Origin of the sequence: Rhodanobacter sp. 7MK24 (assembly GCF_014842995.1) — a bacterium.
Lineage (GTDB): Bacteria > Pseudomonadota > Gammaproteobacteria > Xanthomonadales > Rhodanobacteraceae > Rhodanobacter_A.
The window spans coordinates 1-16,658 of record NZ_JACYXL010000019.1 but is presented as its reverse complement, the minus strand read 5'-3'; the positions used below and the strand labels follow the sequence as shown (position 1 = coordinate 16,658).

Annotated in this window: 12 protein-coding genes, 1 tRNA gene and 1 pseudogene; all 14 read right to left on the bottom strand. The window is 64.4% G+C overall.

All coding sequences use genetic code 11. The features are described 5' to 3' along the window. The coding region (locus IHE49_RS18225; protein ID WP_239536270.1) for a GTP-binding protein at positions 1–137 on the bottom strand (137 nt) is incomplete at its 3' end. 122 nt (positions 138–259) lie between these two features. Next, positions 260–2,389, bottom strand: coding sequence for an elongation factor G (gene fusA / locus IHE49_RS18220; protein ID WP_192160620.1), 2,130 nt, complete (start codon positions 2,387–2,389; stop codon positions 260–262). A 137-nt stretch (positions 2,390–2,526) separates the two neighbouring features. Next, positions 2,527–2,994, bottom strand: a complete 468-nt coding sequence (rpsG, locus tag IHE49_RS18215; RefSeq protein WP_192105773.1) for a 30S ribosomal protein S7 — start codon at positions 2,992–2,994, stop codon at positions 2,527–2,529. A 68-nt stretch (positions 2,995–3,062) separates the two neighbouring features. Further along, positions 3,063–3,437: a 30S ribosomal protein S12 gene (gene rpsL / locus IHE49_RS18210; protein WP_077481292.1), complete on the bottom strand. Its 375-nt coding sequence runs from the start codon at positions 3,435–3,437 to the stop codon at positions 3,063–3,065. Between the two features lie 178 nt (positions 3,438–3,615). Then, a complete protein-coding gene (rpoC, locus tag IHE49_RS18205; RefSeq protein WP_192160618.1) occupies positions 3,616–7,830 on the bottom strand; it encodes a DNA-directed RNA polymerase subunit beta' in 4,215 nt (1,404 codons plus the stop codon). Between the two features lie 131 nt (positions 7,831–7,961). Beyond that, entirely contained in the window at positions 7,962–12,122 is a 4,161-nt protein-coding gene (rpoB, locus tag IHE49_RS18200; RefSeq protein WP_192160616.1) for a DNA-directed RNA polymerase subunit beta, read from the bottom strand. 352 nt (positions 12,123–12,474) lie between these two features. Continuing rightward, entirely contained in the window at positions 12,475–12,843 is a 369-nt protein-coding gene (gene rplL, locus IHE49_RS18195; protein WP_192160614.1) for a 50S ribosomal protein L7/L12, read from the bottom strand. Positions 12,844–12,888: 45 nt separating this feature from the next. Beyond that, a complete protein-coding gene (gene rplJ / locus IHE49_RS18190) occupies positions 12,889–13,413 on the bottom strand; it encodes a 50S ribosomal protein L10 (protein WP_192160612.1) in 525 nt (174 codons plus the stop codon). A 340-nt stretch (positions 13,414–13,753) separates the two neighbouring features. Next, a complete protein-coding gene (gene rplA / locus IHE49_RS18185) occupies positions 13,754–14,461 on the bottom strand; it encodes a 50S ribosomal protein L1 (RefSeq protein ID WP_192160610.1) in 708 nt (235 codons plus the stop codon). A gap of 3 nt (positions 14,462–14,464) precedes the next feature. Continuing rightward, positions 14,465–14,893 carry a 50S ribosomal protein L11 gene (rplK, locus tag IHE49_RS18180; protein WP_115480003.1) on the bottom strand — a complete coding sequence of 143 codons (429 nt, stop codon included), beginning with the start codon at positions 14,891–14,893 and terminating at the stop codon, positions 14,465–14,467. A 190-nt stretch (positions 14,894–15,083) separates the two neighbouring features. Beyond that, positions 15,084–15,644 (bottom strand): transcription termination/antitermination protein NusG, encoded by a 561-nt coding sequence (gene nusG, locus IHE49_RS18175; protein ID WP_192160608.1) that lies wholly within the window; start codon positions 15,642–15,644, stop codon positions 15,084–15,086. Positions 15,645–15,654: 10 nt separating this feature from the next. Then, entirely contained in the window at positions 15,655–16,044 is a 390-nt protein-coding gene (gene secE / locus IHE49_RS18170; protein ID WP_192160606.1) for a preprotein translocase subunit SecE, read from the bottom strand. Positions 16,045–16,122: 78 nt separating this feature from the next. Continuing rightward, positions 16,123–16,198: transfer RNA gene (locus tag IHE49_RS18165), tRNA-Trp, on the bottom strand. 88 nt (positions 16,199–16,286) lie between these two features. Further along, a pseudogene (gene tuf / locus IHE49_RS18160) lies at positions 16,287–16,658 on the bottom strand (elongation factor Tu); the annotation flags it as partial.

The window sequence follows — 16,658 nt, the reverse complement described above, 5'->3', positions numbered from 1 at the left end:
GCCTTGAATTCACCGCCAAAACGCTCCGCACCGACCTTCGTCAGCGCCGCCGTCAGCGTCGTCTTGCCGTGGTCCACGTGACCAATCGTGCCCACGTTCACGTGGGGCTTGGTGCGCTCGAACTTGCCCTTTGCCATGACTAGAGACCTCTGGATAGTACTTTTGTCAGTGCGGCTTACGCCGCGTCGTTGTGCTTACGCGACCCGAAGGCCGCACTGCCTGCTGTTTTGATTTTTGCGGTCGCAAGCGACCGCAAAAATCAAGCCTTCTTGATCACCTGCTCGGCGATGTTGTTCGGCGCCTCGGCGTAGTGGTCGAATTCCATCGTGAAGGTGGCGCGACCCTGCGTCAGCGAGCGGATGCTCGTGGCGTAACCGAACATTTCGCCCAGCGGCACGAACGCGTCGACGGTCTTGCCCGACGGCGTGTCTTCCTGGCCACGCAGGATGCCGCGACGACGGCTCATGTCGCCCATCACGTCGCCCACGTAGTCCTCCGGCGTCACCACCTCGACCTTCATGATCGGCTCGAGCAGCACCGGCGATGCCTTTGCGAAGCCCTGCTTGAACGCCATCGAGGCGGCCAGCTTGAACGCCATTTCGGACGAGTCGACGTCGTGGTACGAACCGAACACCAGCTTCGCCTTGACGCCCACCACCGGGAAGCCAGCCAGCGGACCGCTGGTGATGGTTTCGCGCAGGCCCTTTTCGACCGAGGGGATGAATTCCTTCGGGATCACGCCGCCGGTGATGTCGTTGATGAACAGGAAGTCGTCCTTGATCTGCGCTGCGATCTTCTCGTCCGCACGATCGGCATCGCTGATCGGCGACATCTCGATCACCACGTGGCCGTACTGACCCTTACCGCCGGACTGCTTGGCGTGCTTGTAGTCGGACTTCACGTCGCTGCTGCGGATCGTCTCGCGGTAAGCCACCTGCGGCTTGCCGACGTTCGCCTCGACGTTGAACTCGCGCTTCATGCGGTCGACGATGATGTCGAGATGCAGCTCGCCCATGCCCGAGATGATGGTCTGGCCGGATTCCTCGTCGGTGCGCACGCGGAAGGACGGATCCTCGGCGGCCAAGCGGCCCAGCGCGATACCCATCTTTTCCTGGTCGGACTTGGTCTTCGGCTCCACCGCCATCGAGATCACCGGCTCCGGGAACGTCATGCGCTCCAGGGTGATGACGTGATCCTGCGCGCACAGCGTGTCGCCGGTCGTCACATCCTTCAGGCCGACCGCTGCGGCGATGTCACCGGCGCGGACTTCCTTCAGTTCCTGACGATCGTTCGCGTGCATCTGCAGGATGCGGCCGATGCGCTCCTTCTTGGACTTCACCGGGTTGTACACGGCATCGCCGGCATTCAGCACGCCCGAGTAGACGCGGAAGAAGGTCAGCGAACCGACGAACGGATCGGTCATGATCTTGAACGCGAGCGCGGAGAACGGCGCGGCGTCGTCCGCCGTGCGGGTCGCCTCCTTGTCGTTCTCGTCCACGCCAGCCACCGGCGGACGATCCACCGGCGACGGCAGCAGATGCACCACCGCGTCCAGCATCGCCTGCACGCCCTTGTTCTTGAAGGCGGTGCCGCAGTAGACCGGAATGATTTCGCTGGCCAGGGTGCGCGAACGCATGCCCGCGATGATGTCGTCCTCGGAGAGGTCACCCTCTTCAAGGTACTTGTTCATCAGCTCTTCGCTGGCTTCGGCGGCGGATTCAACCATGTACGAGCGGGCCTCGGCAGCCTTGGCCGCGAGGTTCGCCGGGATATCCTGGTATTCGAACTTCATGCCCTGGGACGGCATGTCCCAGATGATCGCCTTCATCTTGAGCAGGTCGACCACGCCCTCGAAGTCGTCCTCGGCACCGATCGGCACCACCATCGGCACCGGGTTGGCGCCAAGGCGGGCCTTCAGCTGGTCGACAACCTTGTAGAAGTTCGCACCGGTGCGGTCCATCTTGTTGACGAACGCGAGGCGCGGCACGTGGTACTTGTTGGCCTGGCGCCACACGGTCTCGGACTGCGGCTGCACGCCGCCGACCGCACACAGCACGAACACCGCGCCGTCGAGCACGCGCAGCGAACGCTCCACTTCGATGGTGAAGTCAACGTGCCCGGGAGTGTCGATGATGTTGAAGCGGTGCTGCTCCATCGAACCATCCATACCCTTCCAGAACGCCGTGGTGGCGGCGGAGGTGATGGTGATGCCGCGCTCCTGCTCCTGCTCCATCCAGTCCATCGTGGCCGCACCGTCATGCACCTCGCCGATCTTGTGCGAGACACCGGTGTAGAACAGGATGCGCTCCGTGGTCGTGGTCTTGCCGGCATCGATGTGGGCCATGATGCCGAAGTTGCGGTAGCGCTCGATGGGAGTGGTGCGTGCCATAGTCGTATCCGACGGAGATCCATCCCCGATGTGGGCAGCGGCGGCCATCCGAGCCGCACTAGTCATGAAAAAATCCGGCACAAGTGCCGGCTTGTTTGGCGCCGCCCGCACATGCGGGCGGCGCATTTACCGCTGGATTACCAGCGGTAGTGCGAGAAGGCCTTGTTGGCTTCCGCCATGCGATGAGTTTCCTCACGCTTCTTGGCGGCGCCACCACGGCTCTCGGAAGCTTCCTGCAACTCGGCAGCCAGCTTGCGCGGCATCGAGGTTTCGCCACGCTTGCGGGCAGCCTCGATCACCCAGCGCATCGCCAGCGCCATGCGACGACCCGGACGCACTTCGACCGGCACCTGGTAGGTGGCACCACCGACGCGACGGGACTTCACTTCGACGGCGGGCGCAACGTTGTTCAGCGCCTTCTCGACCAGAGCCACCGGCTCGGCGTGCTTCTCGCCCAGATGCTCAAGGGCACCGTAGACGATGCTCTCGGCCACCGACTTCTTGCCGCTCTTCATCACCATGTTGATGAAGCGGGCGATCAGCTGGCTGCCGTGCTTGGGATCGGGCAACACCACACGGGCGGGATGGGAACCTTTACGCGACATAGTTATTGTCTCTTTGAGTAGGCATCCATGCCCCAAGAAAAGCGGTCATCCTGACCGCACTCTTCAATTTAGGCCTTCGGGCGCTTGGCGCCGTACTTCGAACGCGACTGGCGACGCTTGGTGACGCCAGCGCAGTCGAGGCTGCCGCGCACCGTGTGGTAGCGCACGCCGGGGAGATCCTTGACACGGCCGCCGCGGATGAGCACCACCGAATGCTCCTGCAGATTGTGGCCTTCGCCGCCGATGTAGCTGATGACCTCGTAACCGTTGGTCAGGCGCACCTTGGCAACCTTGCGCAACGCCGAGTTCGGCTTCTTCGGGGTGGTCGTGTACACGCGCGTGCAGACGCCGCGACGCTGCGGGCTGTTCTGCAGGGCAGGCGAATCGCTCTTGTAGCTCTTCGGGCTGCGGGATTTGCGCACCAACTGGTTGATAGTCGCCATGCGTAGCCTATTCTGAAAACATAAAGGCAGCCCGAACAAGCTCGGTCTGCCAAGAAGCGGGAATATAACACGGACAGCCTGCCTTGGGCAAGCCAGCGTCCCGCCTTCCATGACCCGAACACGAGGTGCATCCGTGCACCTCATTTCGTATGTCTAGCGAGCAAAGCCCGTATCGGACTTACTCGGCACCACCATCACCACCGGCCGGCGCCTCGGCAAACGAGACGACGGAAGCGGTACCGGAGAGCGTCTCGAAATCCGAGGCGGACAAGCCGCCCTGGTTGCGACGCGAGGCATGGTATGCCAAGCCGGTACCCGCGGGAATCAGACGTCCGACGATAACATTTTCCTTCAGCCCACGCAAGGTATCGCGCGTGCCGCGAACCGCCGCTTCGGTAAGGACGCGGGTGGTTTCCTGGAACGAAGCCGCCGAAATGAAGGACTCGGTAGCCAGCGATGCCTTGGTGATGCCCAGCAGCACCGACTGGTAGTCGACCGGGCGTTCGCCCTTGCTTTCCGCACGTTCGTTCTCGGCATTGATCCGCACGCGCTCCACCTGCTCGCCGCGCAGATAGTGGCTGTCGCCCGGCTCGGTGATCTCGACCTTGCGCAGCATCTGGCGAATGATCGCTTCGATGTGCTTGTCGTTGATCTTCACGCCCTGCAGGCGGTACACATCCTGGATTTCCTTGACCAGGTAGGTAGCCAGCGGCTCCACACCCAGCAGGCGCAGGATGTCGTGCGGGCTGGGCTCGCCGTCCACGATGGTTTCGCCCTTCTCCACGTGCTCGCCTTCGAACACGATGACCTGACGCCACTTCGGGATCAGCTCCTCGTGCTCGTTGCCGTCCACGTCCTTGATGATCAGGCGCTGCTTGCCCTTGGTGTCCTTGCCGAAGCTGACCACGCCCGAACGCTCGGCCAGGATCGCCGGCTCCTTCGGCTTGCGCGCTTCGAACAGGTCGGCCACGCGCGGCAGACCGCCGGTGATGTCGCGGGTCTTGGAGGCGTCCTGCGGGATACGCGCCACCACGTCGCCCACGCCCACCGCGGCCCCGTTCTGGATCGACACGATGGCGCCGGCCGGGAGCATGTACTGCGCCGGCACATCGGTACCCGGCAGCTTCAGCTCGCGACCCTTGGCATCTTCCAGGCGCACGATGGGGCGCAGATCCTTGGCGGCCGTACCGCGGCGCTTCGGATCCGTCACCACGGCCGACTCCAGACCGGTCAGTTCGTCGGTCTGGCTCTGCACGGTGACGCCATCGATGAAGTCGATGAAGCGCACGGTACCGGCCACTTCCGACACGATCGGGTGGGTGTGCGGGTCCCAGTTGGCCACGACCTGGCCGGCCTTGACCGAATCGCCGTCCTTCACTGCGATGGTGGCGCCGTAAGGCACCTTGTAGCGCTCGCGCTCGCGGCCGCTGACATCGAGCACCGACACTTCGCCCGAACGCGACACCGCCACCAGGTGACCCTGGGCGTGCTGCACGGTCTTGATGTTGTTGAACTTCAGCGTGCCGGTGGTCTTCACCGTCACGTTGTCCACGGCGGCCGCACGCGAAGCCGCGCCGCCGATGTGGAAGGTACGCATGGTCAGCTGGGTGCCGGGCTCGCCGATCGACTGCGCGGCGACCACGCCCACGGCCTCGCCCATGTTGACCAGATGGCCACGGGCCAGGTCGCGGCCGTAGCACAGCTTGCACACGCCATGGCTGGCGGCGCAGGTGATCGGCGAACGTACCTTCACCGACTGCACGCCGGCCTTGTCGAGCTTCTCGACCAGGGCTTCGTCGAGCAGGGTATCGCGCTCGACGATGGGCTGGTCGTCGTTGCCCGGGGCGTAGACGTCCTCGACCACCACGCGGCCCAGCACGCGGTCGCGCAGCGGCTCGACCACGTCGCCGCCTTCGACGATCGGCTGCATGAGGATGCCGTCCTCGGTGCCGCAATCGTCCATGGTGATGACCACATCCTGTGCCACGTCCACCAGACGGCGGGTGAGGTAACCGGAGTTCGCGGTCTTCAGCGCCGTATCCGCCAGGCCCTTGCGGGCGCCGTGGGTGGAGTTGAAGTACTGCAGCACGTTCAGGCCTTCGCGGAAGTTGGCCTTGATCGGGGTCTCGATGATCGAGCCGTCCGGGCGGGCCATCAGGCCGCGCATGCCGGCCAGCTGGCGGATCTGCGCCACCGAGCCACGCGCGCCGGAGTCGGCCATGATGTACAGCGAGTTCATCGACTTCTGGGCGACCTGCTTGCCCGCGCCGTCGGTCACCGTCTCGGTGCCGATGCCGTCGATCATCGCCTTGGCCACCTGCTCGTTGGTGCGCGACCAGATGTCGACCACCTTGTTGTAGCGCTCGCCGGCGGTGACCAGGCCCGACTGGTACTGCTGCTGGATCTCGACGACTTCCTTCTCGGCTTCCTCGAGGATCGCCTTCTTCTCGGCCGGGATCTTCATGTCGTCGATGCCGATTGAGATGCCGGCACGCGTCGCGAAACGGTAGCCGGTGTACATCAGCTTGTCGGCGAAGACCACGGTTTCCTTCAGGCCCAGGCCGCGGTAGCTGGCATTGATCAGGCGCGAGATCGCCTTCTTGGTCAGCTCGGTGTTGGCGAGCTGGAACGGCAGGCCTTCCGGCAGGATCTCGGCCAGCAGGGCGCGGCCCACGGTGGTCTCGACCAGCTTGGTCTCTTCAGTGCGGCTGCCGTCGGCGGCGATGTGCACCTGTTTCATGCGCACCTTGACCTTGGCGTGCAGCTCGACCGCACGGTTGTCGTAGGCACGGCGCGCTTCGCTGATGCTGGAAAACGCCATGCCGGTGCCCTTCGCATTCACCAGCTCGCGGGTCATGTAGTACAGGCCCAACACCACGTCCTGGGTCGGCACGATGATCGGCTCACCGTTGGCGGGCGACAGGATGTTGTTGGTGGACATCATCAGGGCGCGCGCTTCCAGCTGCGCCTCGATCGACAGCGGCACGTGCACGGCCATCTGGTCGCCGTCGAAGTCCGCGTTGAACGCGGTACAGACCAGCGGGTGCAACTGGATCGCCTTGCCTTCGATCAGGATCGGCTCAAACGCCTGGATACCGAGGCGGTGCAGCGTCGGCGCGCGGTTCAGCAGCACCGGATGCTCGCGGATCACCTCTTCCAGGATGTCCCACACCTGGCCTTCCTCGCGCTCGACGAGCTTCTTGGCGGCCTTGATGGTGGTGGCTTCGCCGCGGGCCTGCAGCTTGGCGAAGATGAAGGGCTTGAACAGCTCCAGCGCCATCTTCTTGGGCAGGCCGCACTGGTGCAGGCGCAGCGTCGGGCCCACGGTGATCACCGAGCGGCCGGAGTAGTCCACACGCTTGCCGAGCAGGTTCTGGCGGAAGCGGCCCTGCTTGCCCTTGATCATGTCGGCCAGCGACTTCAGCGCGCGCTTGTTCGTGCCGGTGATGGCACGGCCGCGGCGGCCGTTGTCGAGCAGCGCGTCCACCGACTCCTGCAGCATGCGCTTCTCGTTGCGCACGATGATGTCGGGCGCATTGAGTTCGAGCAGGCGCTTCAGGCGGTTGTTGCGGTTGATGACGCGGCGGTACAGGTCGTTGAGGTCGGACGTGGCGAAACGGCCGCCATCCAGCGGCACCAGCGGACGCAGGTCCGGCGGCAGCACCGGCAACACGGTCAGCACCATCCACTCCGGCTTGTTGCCGGACTCGATGAAGGCTTCGATCAGTTTCACGCGCTTGGTGAGGCGCTTCAGCTTGGTCTCGGAGTTGGTGGAAGCGATTTCTTCCTTGAGGCGGATCACTTCGCCCGGCAGGTCCAGCGACTTCAGCAGCTCGTAGACAGCCTCGGCGCCCATGCGCGCGTCGAACTCGTCACCGTGTTCTTCCACGGCTTCGAGGTACTGGTCTTCACTCAGCAGCTGGCCGCGCTCCAGCGCAGTCAAACCCGGGTCGATCACCACGAAGGCTTCGAAATACAGGATGCGCTCGATGTCGCGCAGGGTCATGTCCAGCATCAGGCCGATGCGCGACGGCAGCGACTTGAGGAACCAGATGTGCGCGGTGGGCGAAGCCAGCTCGATGTGGCCCATGCGCTCGCGGCGCACCTTGGCCAGCGTCACTTCCGTGCCGCACTTTTCGCAGACCACGCCGCGGTGCTTCATGCGCTTGTACTTGCCGCACAGGCACTCGTAATCCTTCACCGGGCCGAAGATGGCGGCGCAGAACAGGCCGTCGCGCTCGGGCTTGAAGGTGCGGTAGTTGATCGTTTCCGGCTTCTTCACCTCGCCGTAGGACCAGGAGCGGATCAGCTCCGGCGAAGCCAGCGCGATCTTGATCGAGTCGAACTCGGGCGTGGCGCGCTGCTGGTTGAACAGGTTGAGCAGGTCTTTCATGGGAGTCTCCGATCGGAGCAAATTCTTGGACGGGGCCGGTGGTCAGGTGGACTGTTTCGCGGATCCGGCAGGGGGATTCCGGCGGCAACGGCTGTTGCCCGCACGGAGTCCCGACTGCGGGATCCCGATCCTCACTTGACCTCTTCCAGATCGATATCGATGCCGAGCGAGCGGATTTCCTTCACCAACACGTTGAAGGATTCCGGCATGCCTGCCGCCATCTCGTGGTTGCCGTCGACGATGTTCTTGTACATCTGGTTGCGGCCCTGCACGTCGTCGGACTTCACCGTGAGCATTTCCTGCAGGGTGTAGGCCGCGCCGTAGGCTTCCAGCGCCCAGACTTCCATTTCGCCGAAGCGCTGGCCACCGAACTGCGCCTTGCCGCCCAGCGGCTGCTGGGTGACCAGGGAGTACGGACCGGTGGAGCGCGCGTGCATCTTGTCGTCGACCAGGTGGTTGAGCTTCAGGTAATGCATGTAGCCCACGGTGACCGGACGATCGAAGGCCTCGCCGGTGCGACCGTCGAACAGCGTGGTCTGGCCCGACTCGGGCAGATCCGCCAGCTTCAGCATCGCCTTGATCTCGGTTTCCTCGGCACCGTCGAACACCGGCGTGGCCATCGGCACGCCTGCCTGAAGGTTCTTGGCCAGTGCGAGGATCTCGTCGTCGGTCAGCGACTTCAGGTCGACGTGCTGCACCGCGCCGGAGACGTGGTGGTTGTAGATCTGGTCGAGGAACTCGCGGATCTGCTTTACCTTGGCCTGTGCCTCCAGCATCTGCTGGATCTTCTTGCCCAGGCCCTTGGCCGCCCAGCCCAGATGCACTTCGAGAATCTGGCCGATGTTCATACGGCTGGGCACGCCCAGCGGGTTCAGGCAGATGTCCACCGACGTACCGTCGGCCATGTGCGGCATGTCTTCCACCGGCACCACGTTCGACACCACGCCCTTGTTGCCGTGACGGCCGGCCATCTTGTCGCCCGGCTGGATGCGGCGCTTCACGGCCAGGAACACCTTGACCATCTTGAGCACGCCCGGCGCGAGATCATCGCCCTGGGTGATCTTGCCCTGCTTCTCCTTGAAGCGCTTGTCGAACTCTTCCTTGTGGCGCTTGACCTGGTCGCTCGCACGCTCCAGGAACTCGGTGATGGACTCGTCCTTGACGTTGATCTTGAACCAGTCGTCCTTCTTCAGGCCATCGAGGTAGGCGTCGGTGATCTCGGCGCCACGCTTCAGGCCGCCGGGACCACTCACCGCGGTCTGGCCGACGAGCTGGACGCGCATGCGGTTGTAGATCGCGCCTTCGAGGATGCGGAACTGGTCGTCGAAGTCCTTGCGGATGCGCTTGACCTCGGTTTCCTCGATCTGGCGCGCGCGCTTGTCCTTCTCGATGCCGTCGCGAGTGAACACCTGCACATCGATGACGGTGCCATCCATGCCCGGCGGCACGCGCAACGAACTGTCCTTCACGTCCGAAGCCTTCTCGCCGAAGATCGCGCGCAGCAGCTTCTCTTCCGGCGTCAGCTGGCTCTCGCCCTTCGGCGTGACCTTGCCGACCAGGATGTCGCCCGCCTTCACTTCGGCGCCGATGTAGACGATGCCGCTCTCGTCGAGACGTGCCAGCGCCTGCTCACCCACGTTCGGGATGTCGGCGGTGATTTCCTCGGCGCCCAGCTTGGTGTCGCGCGCGACGCAGGCCAGCTCCTCGATATGGATCGAGGTATAGCGGTCTTCCTGCACGACGCGCTCGGAGAGCAGGATCGAGTCTTCGAAGTTGTAGCCGTTCCACGGCATGAAGGCGATCAGCATGTTCTGGCCGAGCGCGAGCTCGCCCAGGTCGGTCGACGAGCCGTCGGCCAGCGTATCGCCCTTCGCCACCACGTCGCCCACGTTCACCAGCGGACGCTGGTTGAGGTTGGTGTTCTGGTTGGAGCGGGTGTACTTGGTCAGCGTGTAGATGTCGACGCCGGCATCGTGCTCACCCACCTCGTCCTCGTTCACGCGCACCACGATGCGGCCGGCGTCCACCTGGTCGATCACACCGCCGCGCTTGGCGGTGGTGATGACGCCGGAGTCGCGTGCCACCGCGCGCTCGATGCCGGTACCCACCAGCGGCGTCTGCGAACGCAGGGTCGGCACGGCCTGGCGCTGCATGTTCGCGCCCATCAGTGCGCGGTTCGCGTCGTCGTGCTCGAGGAAGGGCACCAGCGCCGCAGCCACCGACACGGTCTGCATCGGCGAGACGTCCATGTAGTCGACTTCGGCCGCCGGACGCAGCTCGGACTCGCCGCGGAAGCGGCAGGACACGAACTCTTCGACGAAGGCGCCGTGCTTGTCGAGCGGCGAGTTCGCCTGCGCGATCACGTGGTCGCCTTCCTCGATCGCCGACAGGTAATCCACCTTATCGGTGACCTTGCCGTTCGCCACCTTGCGGTACGGCGTCTCGAGGAAGCCGTACTGGTTGGTGCGCGCGTACACGGCGAGCGAGTTGATCAGGCCGATGTTCGGGCCTTCCGGCGTCTCGATGGTGCAGACGCGGCCGTAATGGGTCGGGTGCACGTCGCGCACCTCGAAGCCGGCGCGCTCGCGCGTCAGGCCGCCCGGGCCCAGGGCCGAGACGCGGCGCTTGTGCGTCACTTCCGACAGCGGGTTGTTCTGGTCCATGAACTGCGAGAGCTGCGAGGAGCCGAAGAACTCCTTCACCGCCGCCGCCACCGGCTTGGCGTTGATCAGGTCCTGCGGGGTGAGGCCATCGGCCTCGGCCAGCGACAGGCGCTCGCGCACGGCGCGCTCGACGCGCACCAGGCCGATGCGGAAGGTGTTCTCGGTCATTTCGCCGACCGAGCGCACGCGACGGTTGCCGAGATGGTCGATGTCGTCCACGGTGCCGTGGCCGTTCTTGATCTCGATCAGCACCTTCAGCACGTCGAGGATGTCGGACGATTCGCCCTGCTCCCTGACCAGGCGCTGGCACTCCTCTTCCTTGCGGTCGCCGAAGTACTTGTGGTCGTACAGCACGCCGGGACCGAGGATGTCCTTGCGACCCACGCGACGGTTGAACTTCATGCGGCCCACGGCCGACAGGTCGTAGCGGTCGAAGGTGAAGAACAGGTTGAAGAACAGGTTCTGCGCGGCGTCCTTGGTCGGCGGCTCGCCCGGACGCATCATGCGGTAGATCTCCACCAGCGCCTCCAGCGGAGTGCGGGTGTTGTCGATGCGCAGCGTGTTCGAGATGTACGCACCGCGATCGAGGTCGTTCACATACAGCGTCGGCAGCGTGCCGATGCCGGCCTTGCGGAACTTCTCGAGATGCTCGGCGGTGATTTCGTCGTTGGCCGAAGCCAGCAGCTCGCCGGTCTTGGCATCGACGATATCGGTGGCGAGGATGCGACCGACCGGATAGTCGTCCGGCACTTCAAGCGCGGTGATGTCCTCGGCCGCCAACTGGCGCACGTGGCGCGCAGTGATGCGCTTGCCGGCTTCCACCAGCACCTTGCCGCCAATCGCCAGGTCGAACGACAGCGTTTCGCCGCGCAGGCGCTCGGCAACCAGCTCCAGCGTGGTGCCGCCCTTGGCGCCGAGATGGAACACGTTGTGCTCGAAGAAGATGCCCAGCATCTCCTCATTGGTGTAGCCCAGCGCGCGCAGCAGCACGGTCACCGGCAGCTTGCGGCGACGGTCGATGCGGGTGAACAGCGCGTCCTTCGGGTCGAACTCGAAGTCCAGCCACGAACCGCGGTAGGGAATCACGCGGGCCGAGAACAGCAGCTTGCCCGAGCTGTGCGTCTTGCCGCGGTCGTGGTCGAAGAACACGCCAGGCGAACGGTGCAGCTGCGAGACGATGACGCGCTCGGTGCCGTTGATGATGAAGGTGCCGGTGTCGGTCATGAGCGGGATCTCGCCCATGTAGACCTCCTGCTCCTTGACGTACTTCACGGCCTTCTTCGAGGCCGGGCTGTCCTTGTCGTAGATGACCAGGCGCACGGTCACGCGCAACGGCGCACCGAAGGTCATGCCGCGGTTGCGGCATTCGCGTTCGTCGAAGCCCGGTTCGCCCAGGCGGTAGTCCACATATTCCAGTGCGGCGTTGCCCGAATAGCTCACGATCGGGAACACCGACTTCAAGGCGGCATGCAGACCCTTGTCTTCGCGCTGCTTGGGCGCGACGAATTCCTGCAGGAACTCGCGATAGGAGTCGGTCTGGATGGTCAGCAGGTTGGGCACGCCCAGCACGGGGGGCCGCTTGCCGAAATCCTTGCGGATGCGCTTCTTCTCGGTAAACGAGTAGGTCATGGTTGACGCCTCGGTTCGCAGTGACGCCGGTGGTGCACGCACCGGCTGAAATGATGAAAGCTTGATCTGGGGGATCGCGGTTGTTGACTCTTGGCGAATCGACAGCCGCGATACCTCAAAAAGCAAAAGCGTCCGTGCCCGATGTGTCGGAAATGGGCTCCTGCCCACTTCCGACTCGCCCGCCTCCGGCGGGTTCCGCTGAATCGGGCGCTAGCGCCTGATCCACGGCAGGCCATCCTGGCCCGCGGCGGCGCTTCGCGCCGCGTAACTCCTTAAGCGGCCAAAGCCCGGGAGCTTTCGCCCCCAGGCTTGGCTTGCGCTAGGTCGAACCGACGGCGCGCAAGAGCGCCGATTACTTCAGTTCGACCGTGGCGCCGGCAGCTTCCAGGTCCTTCTTGAACTTGTCGGCGTCTTCCTTCGACACGGCTTCCTTCAGGACGCCACCCGCCTCGGTGAGGTCCTTGGCTTCCTTCAGGCCCAGGCCGGTGATCGCGCGAACGGCCTTGATCACGTCGACCTTCTTGTCGCCGGCGGACTTCAGGATCACGTCGAATTCGGTCTGCGCTTCGGCAACCGGGGCGGCGGCGCCGGCAGCGGCCACGGCAACCGGGGCAGCAGCGGACACGCCAAACTTCTCTTCGATGGCCTTCACCAGCTCCATCACTTCCATCAGCGACTTGGCGGCGACGGCTTCAACGATTTGTTCGTTGCTCAGGGACATGTTGATTTCCTCTGGAAATTGATTCGAATGGGATAAGCGTCGAGCTTAGGCTTCAGCCGTGGCTTCCGCGGTGACTTCGCCGCCGCCCTGCTTGTCGGCCACGGCCTTGATGGCGCGGGCGAACATCGCAGCGGGCTCGGCAAGCACGCGGGCCAGCATGGCCAGGGCTTCTTCACGGGTCGGCAGCGAGGCCAGCACGTCCACGTGCGCGGCCGGCAGTAGCTTGCCTTCCACGGAGACGACCTTGGCCTTGAGCTTGTCGTTGGTCTTCGCGAATTCCTTGATCAGGCGACCGGCAGCGCCGGGCTCCTCGGTCGAGAACGCGTACAGCAGGGGACCGGTCAGGACGTCCTTGACGACCTCGAACTCGGTGCCTGCCACGGCGCGCGACGCCAGGGTGTTCTTGACAACCTTCAAGAACACGCCGGTCTCGCGTGCCTTCTTGCGCATCGCGGTCATCTGTTCGACCGTGGTGCCCGCATACTCGGCAGCGACCAGGGAGTGAGCCTTCGCGGCGACTTCTGCCAGCTCGGCGACTACTTCTTGCTTCTGGGACAGATTGAGAGCCATTGCACTCCTCCAAATGAACTCCGCTCACGGCTCCTGCCGCTTGCGGTCCTGGGCGACGCCATCCTTGACGTCGGGGACGCGAAACGCCCCGGGTGGTGGCCTTTCCAGAACGACGAATCATTCCAGTGGGGGCGACACCATCTGCGCAGGCCAGGTGACGAGCACCCGATTAAGCGACCGGCTTGGCGGCGACGGCGATTCCCTGCCATGAACGAGCTCCCTGCCCGTCGTCGTCGCGCGCTGGTCGCGCCTGCGGTCTTTGACGGCTGCCTCGGCCATGCGACCGGGCTGCCCTCAAAAACGGTCCGCGCAGCAACCTGCTGCGCGGAAAAACACTTGCTTACTTGGTCGCGATGTTCAGCGACGAGGTATCGACGGCCACGCCGACGCCCATGGTGGACGACAGTGCAACCTTCTGCAGGTACTGACCCTTGGCCGTGGCCGGCTTGGCCTTCAGCAGGTCGGCAACCAGCGCATTGAGGTTGTCCGCCAGCTGCGAGGCCTCGAACGTGGCCTTGCCGATGGTGGCGTGGATGATGCCCGCCTTGTCGTTGCGGAACTTCACCTGGCCGGCCTTGGCGTTCTTCACTGCGGTGGCGACGTCGGCGGTGACCGAGCCGTCCTTCGGGTTCGGCATCAGGCCGCGCGGACCGAGCAGCTGGCCTAGCTTGCCGACCACGCGCATCGCGTCCGGCGTGGCGATCACGCGACCGAAGTCGAGGTCGCCGGCCTGCATGCGCTCGGCCAGGTCGTCCATACCGACAGCATCGGCGCCGGCGGCCTTGGCAGCCTCGGCCTTCTCACCGGCCGGCACGAACACGGCGACCTTGACGGTCTTGCCGGTGCCGTGCGGCAGCAGCGAAGAGCCGCGCACGCCCTGGTCGGACTTCTTGGCGTCGATGCCGAGGCGCACGGCCACGTCGACGGATTCAGCGAACTTCGCCTTGGCGTTGTCCTTGACGATCTTCAGGGCCTCTTCGAGACCGTAGATCTTGCCCGGCTGCACAGCGGCCTGGGCGGCTTTCATACGCTTGGTGATCTTTGCCATGTCTTAACCCTCCACCACCAGGCCCATGCTGCGCGCGCTACCGGCAATGGTGCGCACTGCAGCGTCCAGATCGGCAGCCGTCAGATCCGGCTCCTTCTGCTTCGCAACGTCTTCCAGCTGCTTGCGGGTGATCTTGCCGACCTTGTCGGTGTTCGGCTTGGAAGAACCCTTGGCGACGCCGGTGACCTTCTTGATGAGGACCGAAGCGGGCGGGGTCTTGGTGATGAAGGTGAAGCTGCGATCGGAGTACGCGGTGATGATGACCGGGATCGGAAGACCCGGCTCCATCTTCTGCGTAGCGGCGTTGAACGCCTTGCAGAACTCCATGATGTTCAGGCCGCGCTGGCCCAGCGCCGGACCGACCGGCGGGCTGGGGTTGGCCTGACCGGCCTTGACCTGCAGCTTGATGTAGCCGACTACTTTCTTTGCCATTGGATTTTCCTCGCGAGTTCAGGCGCCTTGCGGCTCCTCGCCAGACAACGTCCCTGGTTGGGAGGGAAACCCGCATCCTGCGGATTCCTTGAAACACGGACACGCCGGGTCGAAAGACCCCGGCGGGAACCGTGCAGTATAAAGATTGACCAGCTTCCTAGCAAGCCCCATGCCGGGGCAAGGACTTGCCTCAGGCCTTCTCGACCTGGCCGAATTCCAGCTCCACCGGGGTGGAGCGACCGAAGATCAGCACCGCCACACGCAGACGGCTCTTCTCGTAGTTGACTTCCTCGACCACGCCGTTGAAGTCGTTGAACGGGCCGTCGGTGACCCGGACCATCTCGCCCGGCTCGAACAGCACCTTGGGCTTGGGCTTTTCCACGCCTTCGCGCACGCGGCTCAGGATGACGTCGGCCTCGCTGTCACGGATCGGCAACGGACGGTCGGCGGTGCCGCCGATGAAGCCCATCACCTTGGGCGTCTCCTTGACCAGATGCCAGCACTCGTCGTCGATGCGCAGCGCCTTGCCTTCGGTGTTGGTCTCGATCTGCACCAGCACATAGCCCGGGAAGAACTTGCGATCGCTGCGGCGCTTCTGGCCGCCGCGCATCTCGATCACTTCCTCGGTCGGCACCAGCACTTCACCGAACTTCTCTTCCATCCCGGCACGCTGAATGCGCTCGGAAAGCGCCCGGCGAACCTGGTTCTCGAAACCCGAATAGGCGTGCACCACATACCAACGCTTGCTCATGGCTCAGGCCTCAAAGCTTCAGTAGCCAGTCGAGAATGACTGTCTTCAGGAACAAATCAATCAACCCCAGCAACAGGGCGAGCACGATGACCACGACGATGATGACGCCGGTGGTCTTGATCGTCTCGTCGCGAGTCGGCCAGACCACCTTGCGCATTTCGAACTGCGACTCGGCGAGGAAGTGCCGCACGCGGCGACCCAGCGCGGTGAACGAGGCGATCGCCAGTGCGACCACCAGCGCCGCCAGCACGCCCAGCAGACGCGCCACCGGCGGCACGCCGGCGTCGTTGCTGAACCACGAATACGCCACGATGCCGGCCACCAGAATCACGGTAGCCAGCACCAGCTTGGCGATATCGGCGGCGGTCGTGCCCTTGGGCTGTTCTGCCTTGGTATTCATGCGCAATCTGCGGATGTCATCGGCAACCGGATGCATGAAGCATCCGTTTGCCGCCATCCGTCGTCGATCCTCGGAAGATGGCACGCCAGGAGGGACTCGAACCCCCAACCTGCGGTTTTGGAGACCGCTGCTCTGCCAATTGAGCTACTGGCGTATCTGAAACGGAAAACGGGATCCGGACCCCAGGACCCGAAAGCGCGCTGTCACGCTCCCGAATCCCGTCACCCGGATCCCGCAGGGTATTACTTGATGACCTTGGCCACCACGCCGGCGCCGACAGTGCGGCCGCCTTCGCGGATCGCGAAGCGCAGACCCTGGTCCATCGCGATCGGGTGGATCAGGCTCACCACCATCTTGATGTTGTCGCCCGGCATCACCATTTCCACGCCTTCCGGCAACTCGATCGCACCGGTCACGTCGGTGGTGCGGAAGTAGAACTGCGGACGGTAGCCCTTGAAGAACGGGGTATGACGGCCACCCTCGTCCTTCGACAGCACGTACACCTCGGCCTCGAAGTCCGTGTGCGGGGTGATCGTGCCCGGCTTCGCCAGCACCTGGCCGCGCTCCACGTCGTCGCGCTTCAGGCCGCGCAGCAGCAGACCGGCGTTGTCGCC

What these genes read in the sequence shown, in the direction of transcription:
- nusG (WP_192160608.1), bottom strand. Translation starts at nt 15,644, where the DNA reads ATGAGCAAGCGTTGGTATGTGGTGCACGCCTATTCGGGTTTCGAGAAC.
- secE (WP_192160606.1), bottom strand. Translation starts at nt 16,044, where the DNA reads ATGAATACCAAGGCAGAACAGCCCAAGGGCACGACCGCCGCCGATATC.
- rplA (WP_192160610.1), bottom strand. Translation starts at nt 14,461, where the DNA reads ATGGCAAAGATCACCAAGCGTATGAAAGCCGCCCAGGCCGCTGTGCAG.
- rpsG (WP_192105773.1), bottom strand. Translation starts at nt 2,994, where the DNA reads ATGTCGCGTAAAGGTTCCCATCCCGCCCGTGTGGTGTTGCCCGATCCC.
- rpsL (WP_077481292.1), bottom strand. Translation starts at nt 3,437, where the DNA reads ATGGCGACTATCAACCAGTTGGTGCGCAAATCCCGCAGCCCGAAGAGC.
- rpoB (WP_192160616.1), bottom strand. Translation starts at nt 12,122, where the DNA reads ATGACCTACTCGTTTACCGAGAAGAAGCGCATCCGCAAGGATTTCGGC.
- rpoC (WP_192160618.1), bottom strand. Translation starts at nt 7,830, where the DNA reads ATGAAAGACCTGCTCAACCTGTTCAACCAGCAGCGCGCCACGCCCGAG.
- rplJ (WP_192160612.1), bottom strand. Translation starts at nt 13,413, where the DNA reads ATGGCTCTCAATCTGTCCCAGAAGCAAGAAGTAGTCGCCGAGCTGGCA.
- fusA (WP_192160620.1), bottom strand. Translation starts at nt 2,389, where the DNA reads ATGGCACGCACCACTCCCATCGAGCGCTACCGCAACTTCGGCATCATG.
- rplL (WP_192160614.1), bottom strand. Translation starts at nt 12,843, where the DNA reads ATGTCCCTGAGCAACGAACAAATCGTTGAAGCCGTCGCCGCCAAGTCG.
- rplK (WP_115480003.1), bottom strand. Translation starts at nt 14,893, where the DNA reads ATGGCAAAGAAAGTAGTCGGCTACATCAAGCTGCAGGTCAAGGCCGGT.